At 72.3% G+C, this 18,933-nt stretch carries 15 protein-coding genes; 10 read left to right on the top strand and 5 right to left on the bottom strand.

What is annotated here, in order from left to right; translation table 11 throughout:
• The first annotated feature begins 55 nt into the window (after positions 1–55).
• Positions 56–1,420: an FAD-dependent oxidoreductase gene (locus KVT44_RS13340; RefSeq protein WP_217567190.1), complete on the top strand. Its 1,365-nt coding sequence runs from the start codon at positions 56–58 to the stop codon at positions 1,418–1,420.
• 31 nt (positions 1,421–1,451) lie between these two features.
• Here KVT44_RS13340 and KVT44_RS13335 read toward each other — a convergent pair whose 3' ends face one another.
• The 3 genes from KVT44_RS13335 to KVT44_RS13325 form a co-directional block, all read right to left on the bottom strand.
• A complete protein-coding gene (locus KVT44_RS13335) occupies positions 1,452–2,471 on the bottom strand; it encodes an SGNH/GDSL hydrolase family protein (RefSeq protein ID WP_254649300.1) in 1,020 nt (339 codons plus the stop codon).
• Between the two features lie 194 nt (positions 2,472–2,665).
• Complete coding sequence (gene ligA / locus KVT44_RS13330) at positions 2,666–4,771, bottom strand: NAD-dependent DNA ligase LigA (protein WP_217567189.1); 2,106 nt, start codon at positions 4,769–4,771, stop codon at positions 2,666–2,668.
• Between the two features lie 345 nt (positions 4,772–5,116).
• Positions 5,117–5,707, bottom strand: coding sequence for a TetR/AcrR family transcriptional regulator (locus KVT44_RS13325; RefSeq protein WP_190169236.1), 591 nt, complete (start codon positions 5,705–5,707; stop codon positions 5,117–5,119).
• A gap of 206 nt (positions 5,708–5,913) precedes the next feature.
• Here KVT44_RS13325 and KVT44_RS13320 point away from each other — a divergent pair, with 206 nt between their 5' ends.
• The 5 genes from KVT44_RS13320 to KVT44_RS13300 all read left to right on the top strand — a co-directional run bounded on the left by KVT44_RS13320 (position 5,914) and on the right by KVT44_RS13300 (position 11,939).
• Positions 5,914–6,516: a (2Fe-2S)-binding protein gene (locus tag KVT44_RS13320; RefSeq protein ID WP_217567188.1), complete on the top strand. Its 603-nt coding sequence runs from the start codon at positions 5,914–5,916 to the stop codon at positions 6,514–6,516.
• Positions 6,513–7,505: a xanthine dehydrogenase family protein subunit M gene (locus KVT44_RS13315; protein ID WP_190169238.1), complete on the top strand. Its 993-nt coding sequence runs from the start codon at positions 6,513–6,515 to the stop codon at positions 7,503–7,505. The genes KVT44_RS13320 and KVT44_RS13315 overlap by 4 nt, the downstream gene beginning before the upstream one ends.
• Entirely contained in the window at positions 7,502–9,652 is a 2,151-nt protein-coding gene (locus tag KVT44_RS13310) for a xanthine dehydrogenase family protein molybdopterin-binding subunit (RefSeq protein WP_217567187.1), read from the top strand. Before KVT44_RS13315 ends, KVT44_RS13310 begins: the two co-directional genes overlap by 4 nt.
• Complete coding sequence (locus tag KVT44_RS13305) at positions 9,645–10,907, top strand: XdhC family protein (protein ID WP_217567186.1); 1,263 nt, start codon at positions 9,645–9,647, stop codon at positions 10,905–10,907. The genes KVT44_RS13310 and KVT44_RS13305 overlap by 8 nt, the downstream gene beginning before the upstream one ends.
• A 99-nt stretch (positions 10,908–11,006) precedes the next feature.
• Entirely contained in the window at positions 11,007–11,939 is a 933-nt protein-coding gene (locus KVT44_RS13300; protein WP_254649299.1) for an NADP-dependent oxidoreductase, read from the top strand.
• Between the two features lie 42 nt (positions 11,940–11,981).
• Here the strand turns inward: KVT44_RS13300 and KVT44_RS13295 are convergent, their stop codons facing one another.
• Together KVT44_RS13295 and KVT44_RS13290 are read right to left on the bottom strand one after the other, a co-directional pair.
• Positions 11,982–12,677, bottom strand: a complete 696-nt coding sequence (locus KVT44_RS13295) for an HAD family phosphatase (protein ID WP_190169241.1) — start codon at positions 12,675–12,677, stop codon at positions 11,982–11,984.
• Positions 12,678–12,733: 56 nt separating this feature from the next.
• Positions 12,734–13,210 carry an Lrp/AsnC family transcriptional regulator gene (locus tag KVT44_RS13290; protein WP_067372784.1) on the bottom strand — a complete coding sequence of 159 codons (477 nt, stop codon included), beginning with the start codon at positions 13,208–13,210 and terminating at the stop codon, positions 12,734–12,736.
• Positions 13,211–13,399: 189 nt separating this feature from the next.
• Between KVT44_RS13290 and KVT44_RS13285 the strand changes: the two genes are divergently transcribed.
• The 4 genes from KVT44_RS13285 to KVT44_RS13270 all read left to right on the top strand — a co-directional run bounded on the left by KVT44_RS13285 (position 13,400) and on the right by KVT44_RS13270 (position 18,869).
• Positions 13,400–14,551 (top strand): hypothetical protein, encoded by a 1,152-nt coding sequence (locus KVT44_RS13285; protein WP_217567185.1) that lies wholly within the window; start codon positions 13,400–13,402, stop codon positions 14,549–14,551.
• A 185-nt stretch (positions 14,552–14,736) separates the two neighbouring features.
• Positions 14,737–16,233, top strand: a complete 1,497-nt coding sequence (locus tag KVT44_RS13280; RefSeq protein WP_217567184.1) for an FUSC family protein — start codon at positions 14,737–14,739, stop codon at positions 16,231–16,233.
• A gap of 135 nt (positions 16,234–16,368) precedes the next feature.
• On the top strand, positions 16,369–17,760 hold the full coding sequence (locus tag KVT44_RS13275; protein ID WP_217567183.1) for a nitric oxide synthase oxygenase: 1,392 nt from the start codon (positions 16,369–16,371) through the stop codon (positions 17,758–17,760).
• Positions 17,761–17,822: 62 nt separating this feature from the next.
• Entirely contained in the window at positions 17,823–18,869 is a 1,047-nt protein-coding gene (locus tag KVT44_RS13270; RefSeq protein WP_217567182.1) for a lactonase family protein, read from the top strand.
• Positions 18,870–18,933: the final 64 nt, after the last annotated feature.

Genomic DNA, 18,933 nt, shown 5'->3' with positions numbered 1-18,933 from the left:
CTTAGTTTAGGCTTCCCGACGAGCCACCCTGCCACCGTTCGAAGGGAACCTGATCATGCCTCGCCCTCTGCGGGTAGCCATTGTCGGAGCCGGCCCCGCCGGGATCTACGCTGCCGACGCGCTGCTGAAGTCCGCAGTTGCGGTCGAGCCCGGTGTGTCCATCGACCTCTTCGAACGGATGCCGGCCCCCTTCGGTCTGATCCGTTACGGCGTGGCCCCCGACCACCCGCGGATCAAGGGCATCATCACGGCCCTGCACCAGGTGCTCGACAAGCCCCAGATACGTCTCTTCGGCAATGTCGACTACCCGGGGGACATCAACCTCGACGATCTGCGCACCTTCTACGACGCCGTGATCTTCTCCACGGGGGCGACGGCCGACCGGGCCCTCGACATACCCGGCATCGGCCTCGACGGCTCGTACGGCGCGGCGGACTTCGTCTCCTGGTACGACGGTCACCCGGACGTGGCACGGACCTGGCCGCTCGAAGCGGAGAAGGTCGCCGTCCTCGGCGTCGGCAACGTCGCGCTCGACGTCGCCCGCATCCTCGCCAAGACCGCCGACGAACTGCTGCCGACCGAGATCCCGGAGAACGTCTACGACGGCCTCAAGGCCAACAAGGCCCTGGAGGTCCACGTCTTCGGCCGCCGCGGTCCGGCGCAGGCGAAGTTCAGCCCGATGGAGCTGCGGGAACTGGACCACTCCCCGAACATCGAGGTCATCGTCGACCCCGAGGACATCGACTACGACGAGGGCTCGATCGCGACCCGGCGCGGCAACAAGCAGGCCGACATGGTCGCCAAGACCCTGGAGAACTGGGCCATCCGCGACATCGGTGACCGCCCGCACAAGCTGTTCCTGCACTTCTTCGAGTCCCCGACCGAGATCCTCGGCGAGAACGGCCAGGTCGTCGGCCTGCGCACCGAGCGCACCGCCCTCGACGGCACCGGCAACGTGAAGGGAACCGGCGAGTACAAGGACTGGGACCTCGGTGCGGTCTACCGCGCCGTGGGCTACCTGTCCGACGAACTGCCCAAGCTCCCCTGGGACGCCGAGTCGGGCACGGTCCCGGACCAGGGCGGACGGGTGATCGAGGAGACCGGCGAGCACCTGCAGTCGACGTATGTCACCGGCTGGATCCGACGCGGCCCCGTGGGCCTGATCGGCCACACCAAGGGCGACGCCAACGAGACCGTCGCCGGCCTGCTGGACGACCACGCGAACGGACGTCTGCACACGCCCGGCTCGCCGGACCCGGAGGCCGTGGACGCGTTCCTCGGCGAGCGGGACGTCCGCTTCACCACCTGGGAGGGCTGGTACCGCCTGGACGCCGCGGAGAAGGCGCTGGGCGAACCGCAGGGCCGGGAACGCGTGAAGATCGTCGAGCGCGAGGGCATGCTCGACGCGAGCGGCGCGTAGGCCTCGGGGGCTCCTCTGAGCCCCCTTGGTCTCAGGACCCTTTGCTTGCGTCGATGGTGTTGATGACGGTGTCGGCCATGCCGCGTTCGCCGCGGGCGTTGGGGTGGACGGGCGCGGCGGGGGCGAGCGGCACGAGGGGTTCGACCCAGCGGGTTTCACGCGCGGAACACGCGTCGTGACCGTTCGACGGGGCGTAGGTGTCGACATACCCGGCACCTGCGCCTTCGGCGCGTTCTCGCAGGGTGGTGTTGAGCCGCTGCTGCTCCTGGTGGAGGAAGGCGACGTCGCCGGGTGCGAGGCCCATGTCGCGCCCGCAGTCGCCGGCCGTGGCGGGCAGGATCGCCGGGTACCCGACCACGTAGACGCGTGCCTGCGGGGCGCGGCGCTTGACCTCGGCGAGGGTGTCGGCGAGCCGGTCGCCCACGGTGTTGATCTTCTGTCGGACGGTGTCGGTGGTGGCGTCGACGTACTGGCTGCGGCAGGGGGCGTGGTCGCCGGTGTACTTGCCGCTGCCGGTGGCGAAGTAGAGGATGCCGGACTTGGCGCACTGTGTGATCAGTTTGCTGAAGCCGATGTCGTTGCCGCCGATGCCGAGGGTGACGAGGGCGGTGTGGGCGGTGAGGGCGGAGAGCTGGGCGGGGTTGGTGCCGTGGTCGGTGGTCTGGGGTGCGGTGAGGTCGTCGACGGTGGCGCCGGTGCAGCTCATGTCGCGGAAGTCGGCTGTTTTGACGCCGAGTTCGTGGGCGACCAGGGTGGGGTAGTTGTGGTCGGAGCGGTCGCATCCCGTGGGGGTTCCGGTCCGGGAGGGGATGCCGGGGCCGGCGGTGTAGGAGTCACCCAGCGCCACATACGGACCGGCACCCGCCGATGACCCGGAGGCGTCCGTACTCTCTGGCGCCCCGGACACCGTCGAGTGGCTCGGCTCTCCGGAGACGGCCGCGCTCTTCGGGGCGGCGGTGGCCGAGTCGTCGTGGTCTCCCAGGCTTGTGGCGGCGAAGAAAATGCCACCCGCGGCCATGACGGCGAGCCCGGCTCGTGCGGAAGTCTTCATGGATCAACGATCCCGGCGCGGGCTCGCCGTCACGAGAGAGCCCACTCCCGAACCGATGGTGTAGCGGGTTACACCATCGGTTCCCGAGCCAAGGCGAGGACGGCCCAACACGAAGCAGGGAGCAGGAAGCAATAAGTCAGGAAGCAATAAGCAGGGAGCAGGGAGCAGGAAGCAGGGGAAGGAAGAGGCGCCCTTCAGTCGACGTAGTCGGCGACCAGAGTCGCGAACTCGTCGGGGGTGACCAGCCGGATGCCGAGGTCCTCGGCCTTGGCGCGCTTGGATCCGGCGCCTTCGCCGGCGACGACCAGCGTGGTCTTCTTGGAGACGCTGGAGGAGGAGCGGCCACCGGCGCGCTCGATGAGTTCGTTCATCTGGTTACGGCTGAGCTTCTCCAGCGGACCGGTCATCGCTCCGGTGACGACGACCGCCATCCCGGTCAGCGGCCCGCCCGCCGACTCCGCGCCCTGGGCGCCGGTATCGGCGTCGGTGTCGGTGTCGTCGGCGGTGACGGGCGGAGTGGCACCGGGCTCGGTCATGTTGACCCCGGCCGCGGCGAGCTTGTCGATGAGCGGGGCGAGTTCGGCGAGTTCGGCCACGATGGACGGGGCCTTCTCCGTGCCGATGCCCTCGACCCGCTGCATCGCTTCGGCGTCGGCGGCTCGGATGTGGTCCATGGTCGCGAAGTACCGGGCGATACGACGGGACATGGAGCGGCCCGTGCCGCGGACGCCGAGCGCGCACAGCACCCGCGACAACGGCTGCCCCTTGGCCGCGCCGATCGCCGCGAGGAGATTGTCGGTGCTGGTCTCACCCATCCGTTCCAGGGCGAGGAGCTGCTCGCGCGTCAGGGCGAACACGTCGGCCAGATCGGCGACCAGGCCGGCCTCGACGAGCTGGACGACACGGGTGTGGCCCAGGCCCTCGATGTCGAGCTGGTCGCGGCCGGCGGCGTACGAGAGGGCGGCGACCAGGTGGCAGTTGCGGCCGTTCTCGCAGCGCCAGCGCTGCTCGCTGGTGTCGATGGGGGAGCCGCACCGCGGGCACACCTCGGGGAAGACGATCGGCCGCTCCTCGCCGGTGCGCAGATGGGCGACCGGGGCTTCGACGCGGGGAATCACGTCCCCGGCGCGGTGGACCATCACGTGGTCGCCCAGACGCAGGTCGCGGCGGGTGATGTCGGCAGGGTTGTGGAGGGTGGCGTAGGTGATGGTGGAGCCGTCGATCTCGACCGGTTCGAGGACCGCGCGCGGAGCGATGATGCCGGTGCGGCCCACGTTCCACTCCACCTCCAGCAGCCGGGTGATCTTCTCCACGGCCGGCAGCTTGTAGGCGATCGCCCAGCGCGGCGCACGCGAACCGGATCCGGCGGCCTCCTGATCGGCGGCGAGGTCGGCCTTGATGACTATCCCGTCGATCCCGAACGGCAACTCCGCCCGAAGCGCGGCGATCTCCTTGACCCGGGCCAGGACCTGCTCGGCGGTCTCCGCCGTGGTCCCGGGCACGGCGGTGGCGGCGGTGGTGTTCACGCCGAGTTCGCCGCACCGGGCCATCAGCTCGCTGTGCGCGGCCTCACCCAGCCGTGCCGCGAGGGCCCCCTCAGTGCCGGGCAGCGGCAGCAGGGCATAGCCGAAGAAGGTCATCGGCACGGTGTAGGCGCGGTCCTTGGCGCGCAGCGTGCCCGCCGCGGCGTTGCGCGGGTTCGCGAACGGCTGGCCGCCGTGCGCGGTGCGCACCTCGTTGGCGTGCTCGAACTGGGCTGTGGTCATCAGGACTTCGCCGCGCACCTCCACCGTGACCGGCTCGGCCAGTTCGGCCGGGAGGCCTTCGACGGTGCCGATGGCGTGCGAGACGTCCTCCCCGGCCGTCCCGTCGCCACGGGTGATCAGCCGGGTGAGGCGACCATGGGTGTATCGGGCGGCGATCGCGAGCCCGTCGAGCTTCGGCTCGACACCGAACCGTGTGACGTCATGGCCGATCCGCCGGGCCAGCGACGCGGTCCAGGCGGTGAACTCCTCCGGCGAGAACACGTTGTCCAGGCTCAGCATGGGCACCGTGTGCGGGACATCGCCCTCCGCGGCGCCACCGGCGACCTTCCCGGTCGGTGAGTCGGGCAGCACCTCGTCGGGATGAGCGGACTCCCACGCCGCGATGCCCCGCACGAGCCGGTCGTAGGTGTCGTCGTCCAGTACCGACGTGCCGCCCGTGTAGTAGGCGGCCGAAGCCTTCACGGCGTCCTCGACCGCCTGCGCGTAGGCGGCGGCATCCACGATCACTGCGGCTGGTGTTGTCATACCCGCCATCCTGCACGCCACCACTGACAACGCTCCGTCACGCGTCTGGCGCACGCCGGAAACCAGGTGACCGCGACGGCGGTGACCACTACGGTGAACTCGTTCAGGTGCGAAGGTTTCGGCTACTTCTCCTGTCAAGAGAGAGACACGGGTTCGAATCCCGTCGCCCGCCCCGGCGGGTGTCGTCCAGCGGCCCAGGACACTTACGTCGCCGACACCGATCCCGATCTCTGAACACCGCGACACGAGCCGTCCGCCACGGGGGAGTACAGGCGGACGGCTTCGTCGTGCGCGTAGGAGCGGCTGTCGGTGACGACGGCCCGCCGCTTCCGCCCCCGCCGGCCGCGGCTCGGCTCACTCGGGCGGCGCGGAACCCGGCGCGCCCACCCGTAGACCGTCCATCACGAGGTCCAGAAGGCGGGTGGCGCGCGGCTGCCAGTCCCCGTCCGCGTCGATCTGCCAGAGACCGGCGATGAAGAGGAAGAAGTCCTCCGGGGTCACTCCCGGGCGGATGGTGCCCGCTTTGTCGTTCGCCGCCAGGAGCAGCGCGGTGGCCGAGGACATCGCGCCGTGCCCCAGCCGGGTCAGGGTGCCGTGCGCGAGGGTGGTCGCGCGCAGGGCCTCGGCCAGGCCGACCTTGGTCATGGCGAACTGGGCGAGGCGGTCCATCCACTCCCGCAGGGCCCGGTCCGGCGCACGCGTCTCGAGCAGCTGCGCCGCGGTGTCGGCGACCTGCTGCACCTCGTGGCGGTAGATCTCCAGGAGGAGTGCCTCGCGATTGGGGAAGTTGCGGTAGAACGTCCCTTGCCCGACCCCCGCCTTCTTGGCGATCGAGCTGAGCGGGGTGTCCGCCGACCGTGTCAGCTCGGCCAGGGCCACCTCGAGAATGCGCTCGCGATTGCGTTGCGCGTCCGAGCGCAGCGGGGTGGCCTTCTTCTGCTGCACTCGGGCCTCCTTCTTCGTCCTCAGCCCTCCCAGGCGAGTACCTTGCTAAGCGGACAGCTGTCCGATAGGTTCGGGATGAACGGACAGCTGTCCGGTTAAGGGTTCACCATACCGCCGGATCCGGCCAGTGTGGACCATCGGTGCTCCCTTTTCCCGGCCCTCTCGCGACTTCCTTTCCCCCTCAGACAGGCGAAAGAAGGCTGATCATGGCCCCCACGACGTCCAGCGCCACGACCTCGACGTCCAGCACCATCACCCTGCACATCAACGGCGAGAAGTACACGCTGCCCGTCGACCGTCGCACCACCCTGCTCGACGCCCTGCGTGAGCGTCTCGATCTCACCGGTACCAAGAAAGGCTGCGATCAGGGCCAGTGCGGCGCCTGCACGGTGCTGCTCGACGGACGCCGGGCCGTCTCCTGTCTGCAACTCGCCGTCGCCGCCGAGGGACGCGAGATCACCACCATCGAAGGGGTGGCGGACGGTGAGCGGCTGCATCCCGTGCAACAGGCCTTCCTCGACCTCGACGGCTACCAGTGCGGCTACTGCACGCCCGGCCAGATCTGTTCGGCCCTCGCGGTGATCGAGGAGCACGCGGCGGGCTGGCCGAGCGCCGTGACCGCGGACGTGCGGCCCGAAGCGGGGGTTCCGCAGCTCACGCCCGAGGAGATCCGTGAGCGGATGAGCGGCAACCTGTGCCGGTGCGGCGCGTACGTGTCGATCGTCCAGGCCGTCGCGCGAGCGGCGCAGTCGTCCGATACACGGTCGTCCGATACACGGTCGCCCGAGACCAAGGAGGCGGCCGCATGAGGGAGTTCGACTACGAGCGCGCCTACGACGTCACCGGCGCGGTCGCGCTGCTGGGCGCCGACCCCGACGCGCGCTATCTCGGCGGTGGCACCAATCTCGTCGACCTGATGAAGAGCGGGGTGGAGCGGCCCGCCCGGCTCGTCGACGTGCGTGAACTCCCCCTCGACCGCGTCGAGTTCACAAGGAGCGGCGGGCTGCGGATCGGCGCGACCGTGACCAACAGCGACCTCGCCGCCCATCCCGACGTGCGGCGCCACTACCCGGCGTTGACCCAGGCCGTGCTGGCCGGGGCCTCCGGTCAGCTGCGCAACATGGCCACGGTCGGCGGAAACCTGCTCCAGCGCACCCGGTGCGGCTACTTCACCGATCTGGCGAAGCCCTGCAACAAGCGGGTCCCCGGCAGCGGTTGCCCGGCCGTCGAGGGCGAGCACCACAACCACGCCGTCCTCGGTGCCTCCGCGCACTGCGTGGCCACGCACCCCTCGGACATGGCCGTGGCCCTCACCGCCTTCGACGCCGTCGTCTCGTACGAAACGGCGGACGGGCCGGGGGAGTTGCCGCTCGCGGAGTTCTATCTGCCAGTGGGTGACACCCCGCACCTGGAGACCGCCCTGCCGCCCGGCGCGCTGATCACCGGCGTCACCCTGCCGGCCACCCCGGTCGCCGCCCGCTCCCGCTACCGCAAGGTGCGCGAGCGCGCCTCGTACGCGTTCGCGATCGGCTCGATCGCCGCCGCCCTCGACGTCCACGACGGTGTCGTACGCGAAGTGCGACTCGCCTTCGGGGCGGTGGCCTCCCGGCCGTGGCGGGCCCGTGCGGCCGAACGGGCGCTGACCGGGGGACCGGCGAGCGCCGAGGCCTTCGCCGCCGCCGCGGACGCCGAGCTCGCGGCCGCCCGGACGCTGCCCCACAACGGATACAAGGTGCCCCTGATGCGCAATCTCGTCGTGGCGATGCTGACCGAACTCACCGAGGAGGCGGCCCGATGACCGGTACGACCGCGACCACGACCACGACGACGGCGGCGAGCGCGACGTTCGGGGCCGTCGGTGCCGCGCACACCCGCGTCGAGGGCGTGGCCAAGGTCACCGGGGCGGCGCGCTACGCGGGCGAGGTCCCGTATCCCGAACTCGCCCACGGCTGGCTGGTGTTGTCCACCGTGGCCCGTGGCCGGATCCGCGCGGTGGAGTCCGCGCCCGTCCTCGCGATGCCGGGCGTCGTCGCCGTCCTGCATCACGAGAACGCCCCGCGGCTCAACGGCGACTACACGAACGCCTTCGGGGCGCCCGACCCGATCGCCCAGATCTTCCAGCACGACCGGGTCCCGTTCGTCGGCTGGCCGGTGGCGCTGGTCGTCGCCGAGACGACCGAGCAGGCCAGGGAGGCCGCCGAGGCCCTCGTCGTCGCGTACGACGAGGAGCCGTACGACGTCGTGTTCGCCGCCGGGCTCCCCGGGGTGTACGCGCCGGAGAGCGCCCCCGCCGCGCACAAGGGCGACCTGGAGGCCGAACTCGCCGCGTCCGCCGTCGTCGTGGACGCCGAGTACAGCACTCCGGAGGAGCACCACAGCCCCATGGAGCCGCACGCGGCGATCGCACGCTGGGACGGCGGCCGGCTCGAGGTCATCGACTCCAACCAGGGCAGCAGGTTCGTGGCGGACGAGCTCGCGAAGCTGTTCTCGCTCGACCCCCAGTCGGTGCGGGTGCGCTCGGAACACGTCGGCGGCGGCTTCGGCTCCAAGGGCACCCGCCCCCACTCGGTCGCCGCCGCGATGGCCGCGACCGTCCTCCAGCGCCCCGTGCGCGTCGTACTGACCCGCCGCCAGATGTTCTCGCTGGTCGGCTACCGCAGCCCCACGGCCCAGCGGGTCAGGCTCGGCGCCGACGCGGACGGCCGGCTGCGCGCGTTCGACCACCGGGCCGAGTGCCTCACCTCGACCGTGTACGAGTTCGTCGAGCGGTGCGCCGAGTTCGGGCGCGCGATGTATGACTCCGACGCGCACTACTCGCAGACCCGTGTCGTACCGCTCGACGTGCCGACCCCGAGCTGGATGCGGGCGCCGGGCGAGGCGCCGGGCTCGTTCGCGCTGGAGTCCGCGCTCGACGAACTCGCCGAGAAGTGCGGACTCGACCCGATCGCGCTGCGCGCCCGCAACGAACCGGCCGTCGGCCCCGTCTCCGGGCTGCCGTTCAGCGGCCGCAACCTGCTCGCGTGCTTCGAGGAGGGGGCCCGTCGGTTCGGCTGGGCGGACCGTGACCCGCGTCCCGGTGTCCGCCGCGAGGGCCGCTGGCTGCTCGGGACCGGCACGGCAGCGTCCACGTTCCCCGTGCTGTCCGCCCCGTCCACGGCGGCCGTGACGGCCGAGCAGGACGGCAGCTTCACCGTACGGATCACCGCGTCCGACATCGGGACCGGGGCCCGGACCGCGCTCACCCTGATCGCCGCGGACGCGCTGGAGGTGGCGCCGGAGCGCATCCGGATGCGCATCGCGGACAGCGACTTCGGCTTTGCGATGATCGCCGGCGGCTCGATGGGCACGCGCTCCTGGGCCTGGGCGATCAGGGTCGCGGCGGACGAGCTGCGCGAGCGGCTGGCCCTGGGCGGCGGCATTCCGCCGGAGGGGATCACGGCACGCTCGGACACCTCACAGGCGGTCGGCGCGCTGGAGCAGAAGGAACGGCACTCCTTCGGGGCCCAGTTCGCCGAGGTCGCCGTCGATGTCACCAGCGGGGAGGTGCGGGTGCGGCGGATGCTCGGCATCTTCGCGGCCGGCCGGATCGTCAACCCGTTGACCGCGCGCGGGCAGTTCGTCGGAGGCATGATCTGGGGCCTGTCCATGGCCCTGCACGAGGAGGCTCACCGGGACCGGGCAAGCGGCGGCCATGTCGGCGCCGACCTCGCCGGCTACCACTTCTCCGCGCACGCCGACGTACCCGACATCGAGGCGGACTGGGTGGACGACCCCGACCCCGGGGACCCGGTCGGCATCAAGGGCATCGGCGAGATCGGGGTCGTCGGAGCGGCGGCGGCGATCGCCAACGCGGTCTGGCACGCGACGGGTGTACGTCACCGGAATCTGCCGATCCGCCCGGACCGGGTGCTGCTGGCGGGCACGGGAGGGGACGGGGATGCTTGACATCGCCGACGAGCTGAACCGGTGGGCCGAGGAGGGCCGGGACTTCGCCGTCGCCACCGTCGTGAGTGTCGGCGGCAGCGCCCCGCGCGGCCCCGGAGCCGCCCTCGCGGTCGACAGCGGCGGCACGGCCATCGGTTCGGTCTCCGGCGGCTGTGTGGAAGGCGCCGTGTACGACCTGTGCGTCCAGGCGCTCCAGGACGGCCGGACGGTGCTGGAACGGTTCGGCTACAGCGACGAGGACGCCTTCGCGGTGGGGCTGACCTGCGGCGGGGTCATCGAGGTCCTGGTCACCCCGGTGCGCGCGGACGCGCCTGAGCGGCCGGTGTACGCGGCGGCGCTGGCGGCCGCGTCCCGGGGCGAGGCGGCGGCCGTCGCCCGGGTGGCCCGGGGACCGGTGGAGCTGCTGGGGAGGGTGCTGCTCGTCCGTCCCGACGGCTCGTCCGACTCCTCCGGGGCATCCGACTCCTCCGGAGCATCCGACTCCGCCGGGGCATCCGACCCGTCCCGGTCGTCCACGTCGTACGCGGGAGGTCCGGGCGTCTCCCACGAGGGGAGTCTCGGCGGTCGTCCGGAGCTGGACCGCACGGCGGCGGCCGAGGCACGAGCCCTGCTGGCGGCGGGCCGCACCGGCACCCTCGAACTGTCGGAGGACGGCGCGCGCTGCCCGGGTGGCGTGACCCTGCTCGTCGAGTCGAGCGTGCCACCGCCCCGAATGATCGTCTTCGGCGCCGTGGACTTCGCGACGGCGCTGGTACGGGTGGGCAGGTTCCTCGGCTATCACGTGACCGTGTGCGACGCCCGCCCGGTCTTCGCCACCCGGGTCCGCTTCCCCGACGCCGACGAGATCGTGGTCGACTGGCCGCACCGCTACCTCCGGCGCACCGTGACCGACGACCGCACGGTCCTGTGCGTGCTCACCCACGACGCCAAGTTCGACGTACCGCTGCTGGAGGCGGCCCTGCGGATGCCGGTGGCGTTCGTCGGCGCCATGGGGTCACGCCGCGCGCACGAGGACCGTGAGCGGCGGCTGCGTGAAGTCGGCCTCGGCGAGCGGGAGTTGGCCCGCCTGAGATCCCCGATCGGGCTCGACCTCGGGGCCCGTACGCCGGAGGAGACCGCGCTGTCCATCGCGGCGGAGATCGTCGCGGCCCGGGAGGGCGGGACAGGCGCTCCACTGACCGGCTCCAGGACACCGATCCACCGCGACGGGGGCGGACGGGGGACCGGCGCGGCGGGGACGCGGGAGGCTGCCTGAGAAGGGCGCGTGCGGTCCAACGACTCAAGCGCGAGGTGCACGGGTCGACCACCCTGGAGGTACCGCCGGTGCCCGGCCGGCGCGACCTGGGAGGTTGGAATGGACACCATGCACGCGGTGCGCGGCCACCGACGGGGCGGCCCCGAGCAGCTGACGTACGAGATCGCCCCGCGCCCGGTGCCGGGCCCGGGAGAGGTCCTGGTCGGGGTGCGGTCCGCGTCCATCACGCCGGACGAACTGGTCTGGGACGCGACCTGGACCGACAGCTTCGACGACAGCGGCAGCGAGCGGGTGCCCGTCGTGCCGTCCAAGGAGGTGTCGGGTGTCGTCGCCGAGCTCGGCCCCGAGGTGTCGGACTGGAAGGTCGGCGACGAGGTGTACGGGCTGATCCCGTTCACCCGGGACGGGGCCGCGGCGGAGTTCGTCGCCGTCCCCGCGGCCGTACTCGCCGCCAAACCGGCCCGGCTCGACCACGACCACGCGGCGGCGCTGCCGCTGGCCGGGCTGACGGCCTGGCAGGGCCTGGTCGTGCACGGTGGCCTGCGCCCCGGTGCCCGGGTGCTGGTGCAGGGCGGTGCGGGCGGGGTGGGCTCCTTCGCGGTGCAGGTCGCGGTCGCGCTCGGTGCCTCGGTCACCGCGACGGCCGGCGCCGAAGCCGCCGATTTCGTACGCGAGCTGGGCGCCGAGCAGGTCGTCGACTACCGGAGCGAACGCTTCGAGGAGCAGGTCAAGGACGTCGACCTGGTCTTCGACACCGTCGGCGGCGACACCCAGGAGCGCTCCTGGCAGGTGTTGCGTCCCGGCGGCCGTCTGGTGAGCATCGTCGCCCCGCCCGACGCCACGAAGGAGGGCGGCAGGTTCTTCGTCGTGGAACCGGACCGCTCCGGGCTGGAGGAGTTGTCCCGCCTGGTCGCGGACGGCGAACTGACTCCGCCTGTCGACCGCGTCTTCCCCCTCGCCGAGACCGCGCAGGCGTACGCGGCACTGGAGCGGGGCCACCGCCGGGGCAAGATCGTGCTGCACGTTTCCTGAGCCGACGCCGGACACCGCACCTCGTCGAGGTGTGGCCGTGGCTCAGGAAGCCGAGGCCGGTCGCGCGAGCCAGTCGTACGCGGTCTGTGCGGTGAACTCGCGCTGACCGCCGCGCAGCAGCAGACCCGCCGTGGCGAACGCCGGGTCGTCGGCCTGTGCGGCGACGTACGGGACGGCGATGCAGCGCATCCCGGCCGCGTGTGCGGCGGCGGCGCCCGGAGCGGCGTCCTCCAGGACCACGCAGTCCGCCGGGTCGGCCTCCAGCCGGCGCGCCGCTTCGAGGAAGACGTCCGGGGCGGGCTTGCCGTGCGCGACCTCGTCGGCCGAGACGACGGTCGTCAGATGGGCGGCCAGGCCGGTGCCCGTCAGGATCGCCTCGATGGCGGCGGGCGAGGAGCCCGAGGCCACGGCCATCGAGGCGCCCTCGGCGGTCAGCAGTTCCACGAACTTCCGCATCTCCGGGTACACGTGCGTGGCGGCGCGGGCCAGCTCGAGATAGCGGCGGTTCATGTCGGCGAGCAGGGCGTCCAGCGGGGGCCGCAAGCCGTAGCGGTCCTTCCAGAGCGCCACCGTCTCCCGGGTGCTGATGCCGACGTAGCGCTCGTGCTCGGCCCAGGTGAAGTCGGTGATGCCCTGCTCGGCGAGCGTCTGACGGCCGGCCTCGAAATAGTTCGGCTCGCTGTCCACGAGCGTGCCGTCGAGATCGAAGATGACCGAAGTGCGGCCGAGAGTGCTCATGGGGTCCAGGATGCCAAGGGAGGGCCGAGCGCGGCCGATCACCCCTGTGTCGCCGGTCAGTTTCTCGTTGCTCGCCCGATCGACTCCACCAGTGGCAGCACCCGGTGCGGAACCCGCTCGCGCAGCGCCACCTCGGTGCGGGTGCGGACGACGCCGGGCATGCTGATGAGCGCCTGGATCACGTCCTCCAGGTGGGCGTTGTCGCGCGCCACGACCCGGGTGAGCAGATCGCCGCCGCCCGTGATCGAGAACGCCTCGATGATCTCCGGTACGGCGGCCAGCGCGTCGCCGACCTCGTCGAGGTGGCCCTGTGTGACCTCGATGTGCACGAAGGCGAGGACGGGGTGGCCGAGCGCCGCGGGGGACAGCGAGGGACCCGTACCGGTGATCACCCCGTCCCGTTCCAGCCGGTCGAGGCGGGCCTGGAGGGTGCCGCGGGCGACACCGAGCATGCGGGCGTACTCGCGCACGCTGGTACGCGGCTGCTCCAGCAGCAGCCGCAGGATGCGGGTGTCGAGTTCGTCCACGGCCATGATCCACCGGCCTCCCTGCCGCCTGGGCTGATCTTCTTCGACCGTACCAATGGCTCAGCCCGCCGTGAGCCCGGTGGGCCGGTTCACCCCTCCCGCTCACCTTGTCCGCCGCGCCGCGTTTGCCGGTGCGCCGCCCACCGCGTTACCTGGAGGGGTGGCGCAAGGCCCGAGGAGCGGCGAGGAGCGACGATGATCACGCAGGAGCAGGTCGACCGAATCCTCCGGCTCGCCGGGAACGGGCTCCCGTTCGTCTCCCTCTACCTTCCGGTGGAACCGGACCGGCCCGGCCGTCGTACGCACCGGGCCCGGCTGAACAGTCTGCTGGAAGGCGTCAGGCCGCTCGCGGACGACCGCTCGCTGGAGCACGCCGTACGACTCTCGCTGCGCGACGACATCGCGAAGATCGAGCAGAGGCTCGGCGAGGAACCCCAGCGGCCCGGCACCGTCGTCGTCTTCTCCTGCAGTGGCAACGGCGTCTACGAGGAGGTGTGGCTGCCGCGCGCCACCCACGAACGCGTCGTGGTGGACGCGGACCCCTACGTCCGCCCGATGCTGGCGGTACTCGACGAGTACGACCGCACCTGCGCGGTCGTCGTGGACGAGGCCACCGCACAGGTCTGGGAGTACCACCTCGACGAGGTCCGGAAGCTGGAGGCGATCCGCGACCGGACGCTGCGGGCGCCCGAGCACGCCGCGGGGCTCGACGAGGTCCGGGTCCGCGACAGGGCCGACGAGATGAGCAGAAGGCACTACCGGCGGCTCATCGGCGAGCTCAAGCGCCTGTTCAAGGAGGGGGGCTTCGATCTGCTGGCCGTCGGCGGGCACCCCTATCAGGTACCGGCCTTCATCGAGTTCCTCCCCCGTGACCTGCACGACCGGCTCGTCGGCCGCTTCACCGTCGACCGCGACACCGCGACCGCCGCCGACATCCGGGACAAGGTACGCGTCCTTGTCACCGACCGCGCGTACCAGGAGCAGGAGCGGCTGGTCGGCGAGATCCTCGAGGCCGTCGCGACCAAGCATCACGCGACGGTCGGACTCGACGACACCCTGTGGGCGGGGTCGCTGGCCGCGATCCGGACGCTGGCCGTGGACGCGGAGGCCGTCGCCCCGGGAGTCGTCTGCGACCGCGACGGGCTGCTCGCCCGCACCGGGGAACAGTGCCCGCTCTGCGGAGACGCCCTGCGCGAGGTCCCCGACGTCATCGAGGAACTGGTGAAGACCGTCATCGAGGACGGCGGCGAGGTCCGCCACATCGAGATGGAGACGGACCTGCGCACGCACCTGACCGGGGCCCTGCTGCGCTTCGAGCTCCCCCCGCACCCGGTCGACACGGAGTGATGCCAATGGCATCCACATGGCTCCCCTCTCCGCTCGGTGACTGTGCCAATGGCTCAGTGCTCCGGAGTCCACTTGAGCCAACAGCCCCGATGATGCTCTGATGGGCAGGTCGATGGCGCTGCGGGACCCCCGCGGCGCCTTTTGCATGCCTGAAGTACAGGCTGAGCTCAAGGGGCGGGGAAACAGTGCTGAAGAGGGTGTTCGTGGCACCGGACCCGGGCCGGCTGCGGCTGCGCGGCGCCATCCGGGCCGTCCTCGGCATCGGCCTGGCGGTGGCCCTGTGCGGTGCGACCGGCTCCTCCCTCGCGGGCGCGGTCGCGGGAGGACTCGCGGCGCTGCTCGCCCTCTTCACGGTCACCGACGCCACGGTGCGCGGACAGCTGGCGACGACGGCGCTGCTGCCCGTGGTGGGTCTTCCGGTCCTCACTCTCGCGGCCACCCTGCACGACCAGCCGGCGGCACGCGGCGCGGCCTTCCTCGCCGTCGTCGGCGCCGGTGTGTACGCCCGGCGCTGGGGCGCGCGCGGCCATGCCCTCGGCGTCTTCGGGTTCATGGCCTTCTTCATGGCGCAGTTCCTGCACACCGTGCCGGCGCGACTGCCCGAGCTGTACGGCGCCGTACTGCTCGCCCTCCTCGCCTCCTCGGCGGTCCGATTCGGACTGTGGTGCTACGAGCGCCGGATGCCGCCCGCCGGGGCGCCCGCCCCCTCGGCCGGCCGGGGCCTCGCCCGTCCCACCACCCGCCAGGCGGTCCAGGCCGTCGTGGCCGCCGCCTTCGCCCTGGGTGTCGGAAGCCTGCTGTCCCAGGAGCGCTGGTACTGGGCCGTCGGCGCCGCCTGGTGGATCTTCGTCAACACCACCTCGCGCGGCGAGACCCTGATCCGCGGCTACCGCCGGGTCCTCGGAACGGTGATCGGCATCGCCCTCGGGGCCTCGGCCGTCGTCCCCCTGCACGGTGCGCCCGTACCGACCGTGGCCCTGCTCGCCGTGTGTGTGTTCGTCATCTTCTACAGTGCCGCGGTCTCGTACACCTGGATGATGCTCGCGGTGACGGTGATGGCCGAGCTGCTGTACGGGATGTTCGGCGTGCTGGACCAGCATCTGGTCGTCCTGCGTCTGGCGGAGACCGGCATCGGGGCGATCGGCGCCGCGCTGGCGGTGCTGCTCGTGCTGCCGATCACCACGCACGCCACGACGGACGCCTGGATCGTGCGGGCGATCCAGTGCGTCCACGCCTGCACGACCGAGGCCGCGGCCCGGCTGAACGGCTCCGCCACCGCCGACCCCGCGGCACGCGTCGCGGAGCTGGAGACGGTGCTGAACAAGGTACGGCTCTCGCTCACGCCCCTTCTGCACCCCCTCAATCCCCTGCGCGCCCGTGGCCGCAGGGCGCGCCAGGTCCTCGCGGCGCTGAACACCTGCGCGCGGGAAGTACGGGGCCTCGCCGCCATCGCGTCGGACCCCGTGGCCTCCAGCGACCACCGCCTCACCGTCGCGTGCGAGCGCGTCGAGAGGGCCGTCGAGGCACTCACCTCACCCGAACCGCGGCGGATCACGGTCCAGGCCGGAACACCTCCCCTGGAAGAGCCGGTACTCGCACACCTGCACGGGCTCGAGCGGGCACTCGCCGAACTCGCCGCGCCCCTCCTGCACCCCCGTGCTTCGAACCCCGTTCGCGTCTGACACGCGAGGCACGTGCACGGACCACGTAGAGGGTGGATCACCGCCCGGGCGGGGTAACCCCGCGGCTATCGGACGCACGGAACCCGCGGACCGTGCGGGAGCGGCCCGCGGGCCAAGCCGCTTGGGGGTGGCACCATGCGGGACTTCCCGCGAGGAACCGGACAGGAAGAGCGCTTCGGCGACGACGGGAGCGCGCGGCACCCGACGCCGTGGGCCGAGGGGCCGGGCGGCTGGCTGGACCGTGTTCCGGCAGGTCGCAGGACGCACGGCGCGACCCCGACGGTGCTGCCGCACGCCATCGGTTCCCGGCGGGCGGAGCCGTCCGTCCCGGGTCTCGGCGGGCGCCTGATACCCGTGCCGGGCCGTTCCGCCGCCCCGACGTCGCACGACGACTCACCGCCGTACGCACTCCTGCGCGCCGCCGCCGAGTTCCTCACCCTCCGCCACACCGAGGAGTGCCTCGGCGACCCGGCCCGGCGCATCGCCGCCGCGCGGGCCGAGATCGCGGAGACCGGCACCTACCGCCACACCACCGAGGAACTCGTCTTCGGTGCCCGCGTCGCCTGGCGCAACGCCAACCGCTGCATCGGGCGCCTGTACTGGCGCTCCCTGTGCGTCCGTGACCGCAGGGACGTGCGGACGGCCGAGGACGTCGCCGAGGCGTCGGCGGACCATCTGCGGGAGGCTGCGGGCGAGGGCCGGATCAGGGCGCTCATCACCGTCTTCGCGCCCGACCGGCCGGGCCGCCCAGGGCCACGGATCTGGAACGAACAGCTCATCCGGTACGCCGGTTACGCCCGCCCGGACGGTGGCGTGACCGGCGATCCGCGCAACGTGGGCCTCACCGCGCTGGCCCGGCGGCTCGGCTGGCCCGGCGGCCCCGGCACCCCGTTCGACGTCCTGCCGCTGGTGGTCCAGGGCGCCGACGGCAAGCCCGACGACCGACCCCGCTGGTTCACGCTGCCGCAGGACGCGGTGCTCGAAGTGGAACTCGACCACCCCGAGTACACCTGGTGGCGCTCGCTCGGACTGCGTTGGCACGCCGTGCCCGCGCTCGCCAACATGTGCCTGGAGATCGGCGGCATCTGCTACCCGGCGGCCCCGTTCAACGGCTGGTACATGGGCACCGAGATAGGCGCGCGCAACCTCGCCGACACCGACCGCTACAACCTCCTGCCCCACCTCGCCGACCGCCTGGGCCTCGACACCCGCACCGACCGCTCGCTGTGGAAGGACCGCGCGCTCGTCGAACTCAACCGGTCCGTCCTGCACTCCTTCGACCGCGCGGGCGTCACCGTCACCGACCACCACACCGAGTCCCGGCGCTTCCTCACCCACCTCGGCCGCGAGGAGCGCAAGGGCCGCCGGGTCGGCGCGGACTGGTCATGGATCGTGCCGCCCATCTCCGGCAGCGCCACCCCCGTCTTCCACCGCACCTACGAGACCGTGGAACGGCATCCGGCGTACGTCCACCACCCGGAGGCGCGCGCACGGGCGCTCGGGGAGGCGGGCGGGCCCTTGGTCTAGACCGTTGGTCTCCGACTGCTACCGTCGGCCCCGGACAGCGCGGGACCGAGAGGGGAACGGCAGTGGCAGACGGCGGCACGCGGGAACAGCGGGCGTTCATCGGCTCGTTCACGGCGGCGGGAGGCCCCGGCGTCCTCACCGCGGCCGTGGACCGCGGCAGCGGCGCGCTGACCCTCCTGAGCGCGGTGGACGGCGTACCCGATCCCTCGTACCTCGCCCTGTCGCCCGCCCGCGACATGCTCTACGCGGTCAGCGAGACGGCCGACGGCGCGGTGGCCGCGTACCGCGTGGACGGCGACGAACCGAAGCCGGCCGGGCCGTTGGTCTCCGTCGGAGGCGGCGGCCCCACGCACCTCAGCGTGTTCGCGGGACACGTCCTGACCGCCAACTACGGCTCCGGCAGCGTCACCGCCCTGCCCGTGCGCGACGACGGCACGCTCGTCGGCGCCGCCTCCAGCGTGCTCCAGCACAAGGGCCGCGGCCCGCACACCCGGCGCCAGCAGAGCCCGCACGCCCACCAGGTACAGCCCGACCCGAGCGGGCGCTGGGCCGTCAGCGTCGACCTCGGCACGGACTCCGTGCGGGTGTGCGCGCTGGACGGCGGCCGGCTCACGCTGCACCGCGAGATCGCGCTGCGCCCCGGCTCCGGGCCCCGCCACCTGGCCTTCCATCCGCGCGGCGAACACGCGTACGTGCTCAACGAACTCGCCCCCACGGTCACCGTCTGCCGCTGGAGCGCCCAGGAAGGCTCTCTGCGCCCCGTCGGGGAGACGCCGGTGCTCTCGGGGGTCCCGGACGGTGACGCGTACCCCTCGGGCATCGTGGTGTCGCCCGACGGGCGCTTCGTGTGGACCGCCACCCGCGGCCAGGACGTCGTCTCCGTGCTCACGCCCGACGCGGTGGGCGAAGGGCTGCGGCTGGTCGCCACGGTGCCGTGCGGCGGCACCTGGCCGCGCGCGCTGGCCCTCGACCCCTCGGGGCGCTTCCTGTACGCCGCCAACGAGCGCTCGGGGGACGTGACCTGGTTCGCGGTCGACCCGGACACCGGGGTGCCGCGACGGGGCGGCTCGGTGGAGGTTCCGGCCGCGTCCTGCGTGGTCTTCGGCTGACCCGCCCGTCGGTGGCCCGCTGCCGAGGCGCGAACCGCCGACGTACTAGTCGCAGACGTACGAG

The organism is Streptomyces sp. GbtcB7 (assembly GCF_019091445.1).
Classification (GTDB): domain Bacteria; phylum Actinomycetota; class Actinomycetes; order Streptomycetales; family Streptomycetaceae; genus Streptomyces; species Streptomyces mirabilis.
This window is presented reverse-complemented; position numbering and strand designations above follow the sequence as displayed.

What these genes read in the sequence shown, in the direction of transcription:
- KVT44_RS13340 (WP_217567190.1), top strand. Translation starts at nt 56, where the DNA reads ATGCCTCGCCCTCTGCGGGTAGCCATTGTCGGAGCCGGCCCCGCCGGG.
- KVT44_RS13335 (WP_254649300.1), bottom strand. Translation starts at nt 2,471, where the DNA reads ATGAAGACTTCCGCACGAGCCGGGCTCGCCGTCATGGCCGCGGGTGGC.
- ligA (WP_217567189.1), bottom strand. Translation starts at nt 4,771, where the DNA reads ATGGCGGGTATGACAACACCAGCCGCAGTGATCGTGGATGCCGCCGCC.
- KVT44_RS13320 (WP_217567188.1), top strand. Translation starts at nt 5,914, where the DNA reads ATGGCCCCCACGACGTCCAGCGCCACGACCTCGACGTCCAGCACCATC.
- KVT44_RS13315 (WP_190169238.1), top strand. Translation starts at nt 6,513, where the DNA reads ATGAGGGAGTTCGACTACGAGCGCGCCTACGACGTCACCGGCGCGGTC.
- KVT44_RS13310 (WP_217567187.1), top strand. Translation starts at nt 7,502, where the DNA reads ATGACCGGTACGACCGCGACCACGACCACGACGACGGCGGCGAGCGCG.
- KVT44_RS13305 (WP_217567186.1), top strand. Translation starts at nt 9,645, where the DNA reads ATGCTTGACATCGCCGACGAGCTGAACCGGTGGGCCGAGGAGGGCCGG.
- KVT44_RS13300 (WP_254649299.1), top strand. Translation starts at nt 11,007, where the DNA reads ATGGACACCATGCACGCGGTGCGCGGCCACCGACGGGGCGGCCCCGAG.
- KVT44_RS13295 (WP_190169241.1), bottom strand. Translation starts at nt 12,677, where the DNA reads ATGAGCACTCTCGGCCGCACTTCGGTCATCTTCGATCTCGACGGCACG.
- KVT44_RS13290 (WP_067372784.1), bottom strand. Translation starts at nt 13,210, where the DNA reads ATGGCCGTGGACGAACTCGACACCCGCATCCTGCGGCTGCTGCTGGAG.
- KVT44_RS13285 (WP_217567185.1), top strand. Translation starts at nt 13,400, where the DNA reads ATGATCACGCAGGAGCAGGTCGACCGAATCCTCCGGCTCGCCGGGAAC.
- KVT44_RS13275 (WP_217567183.1), top strand. Translation starts at nt 16,369, where the DNA reads ATGCGGGACTTCCCGCGAGGAACCGGACAGGAAGAGCGCTTCGGCGAC.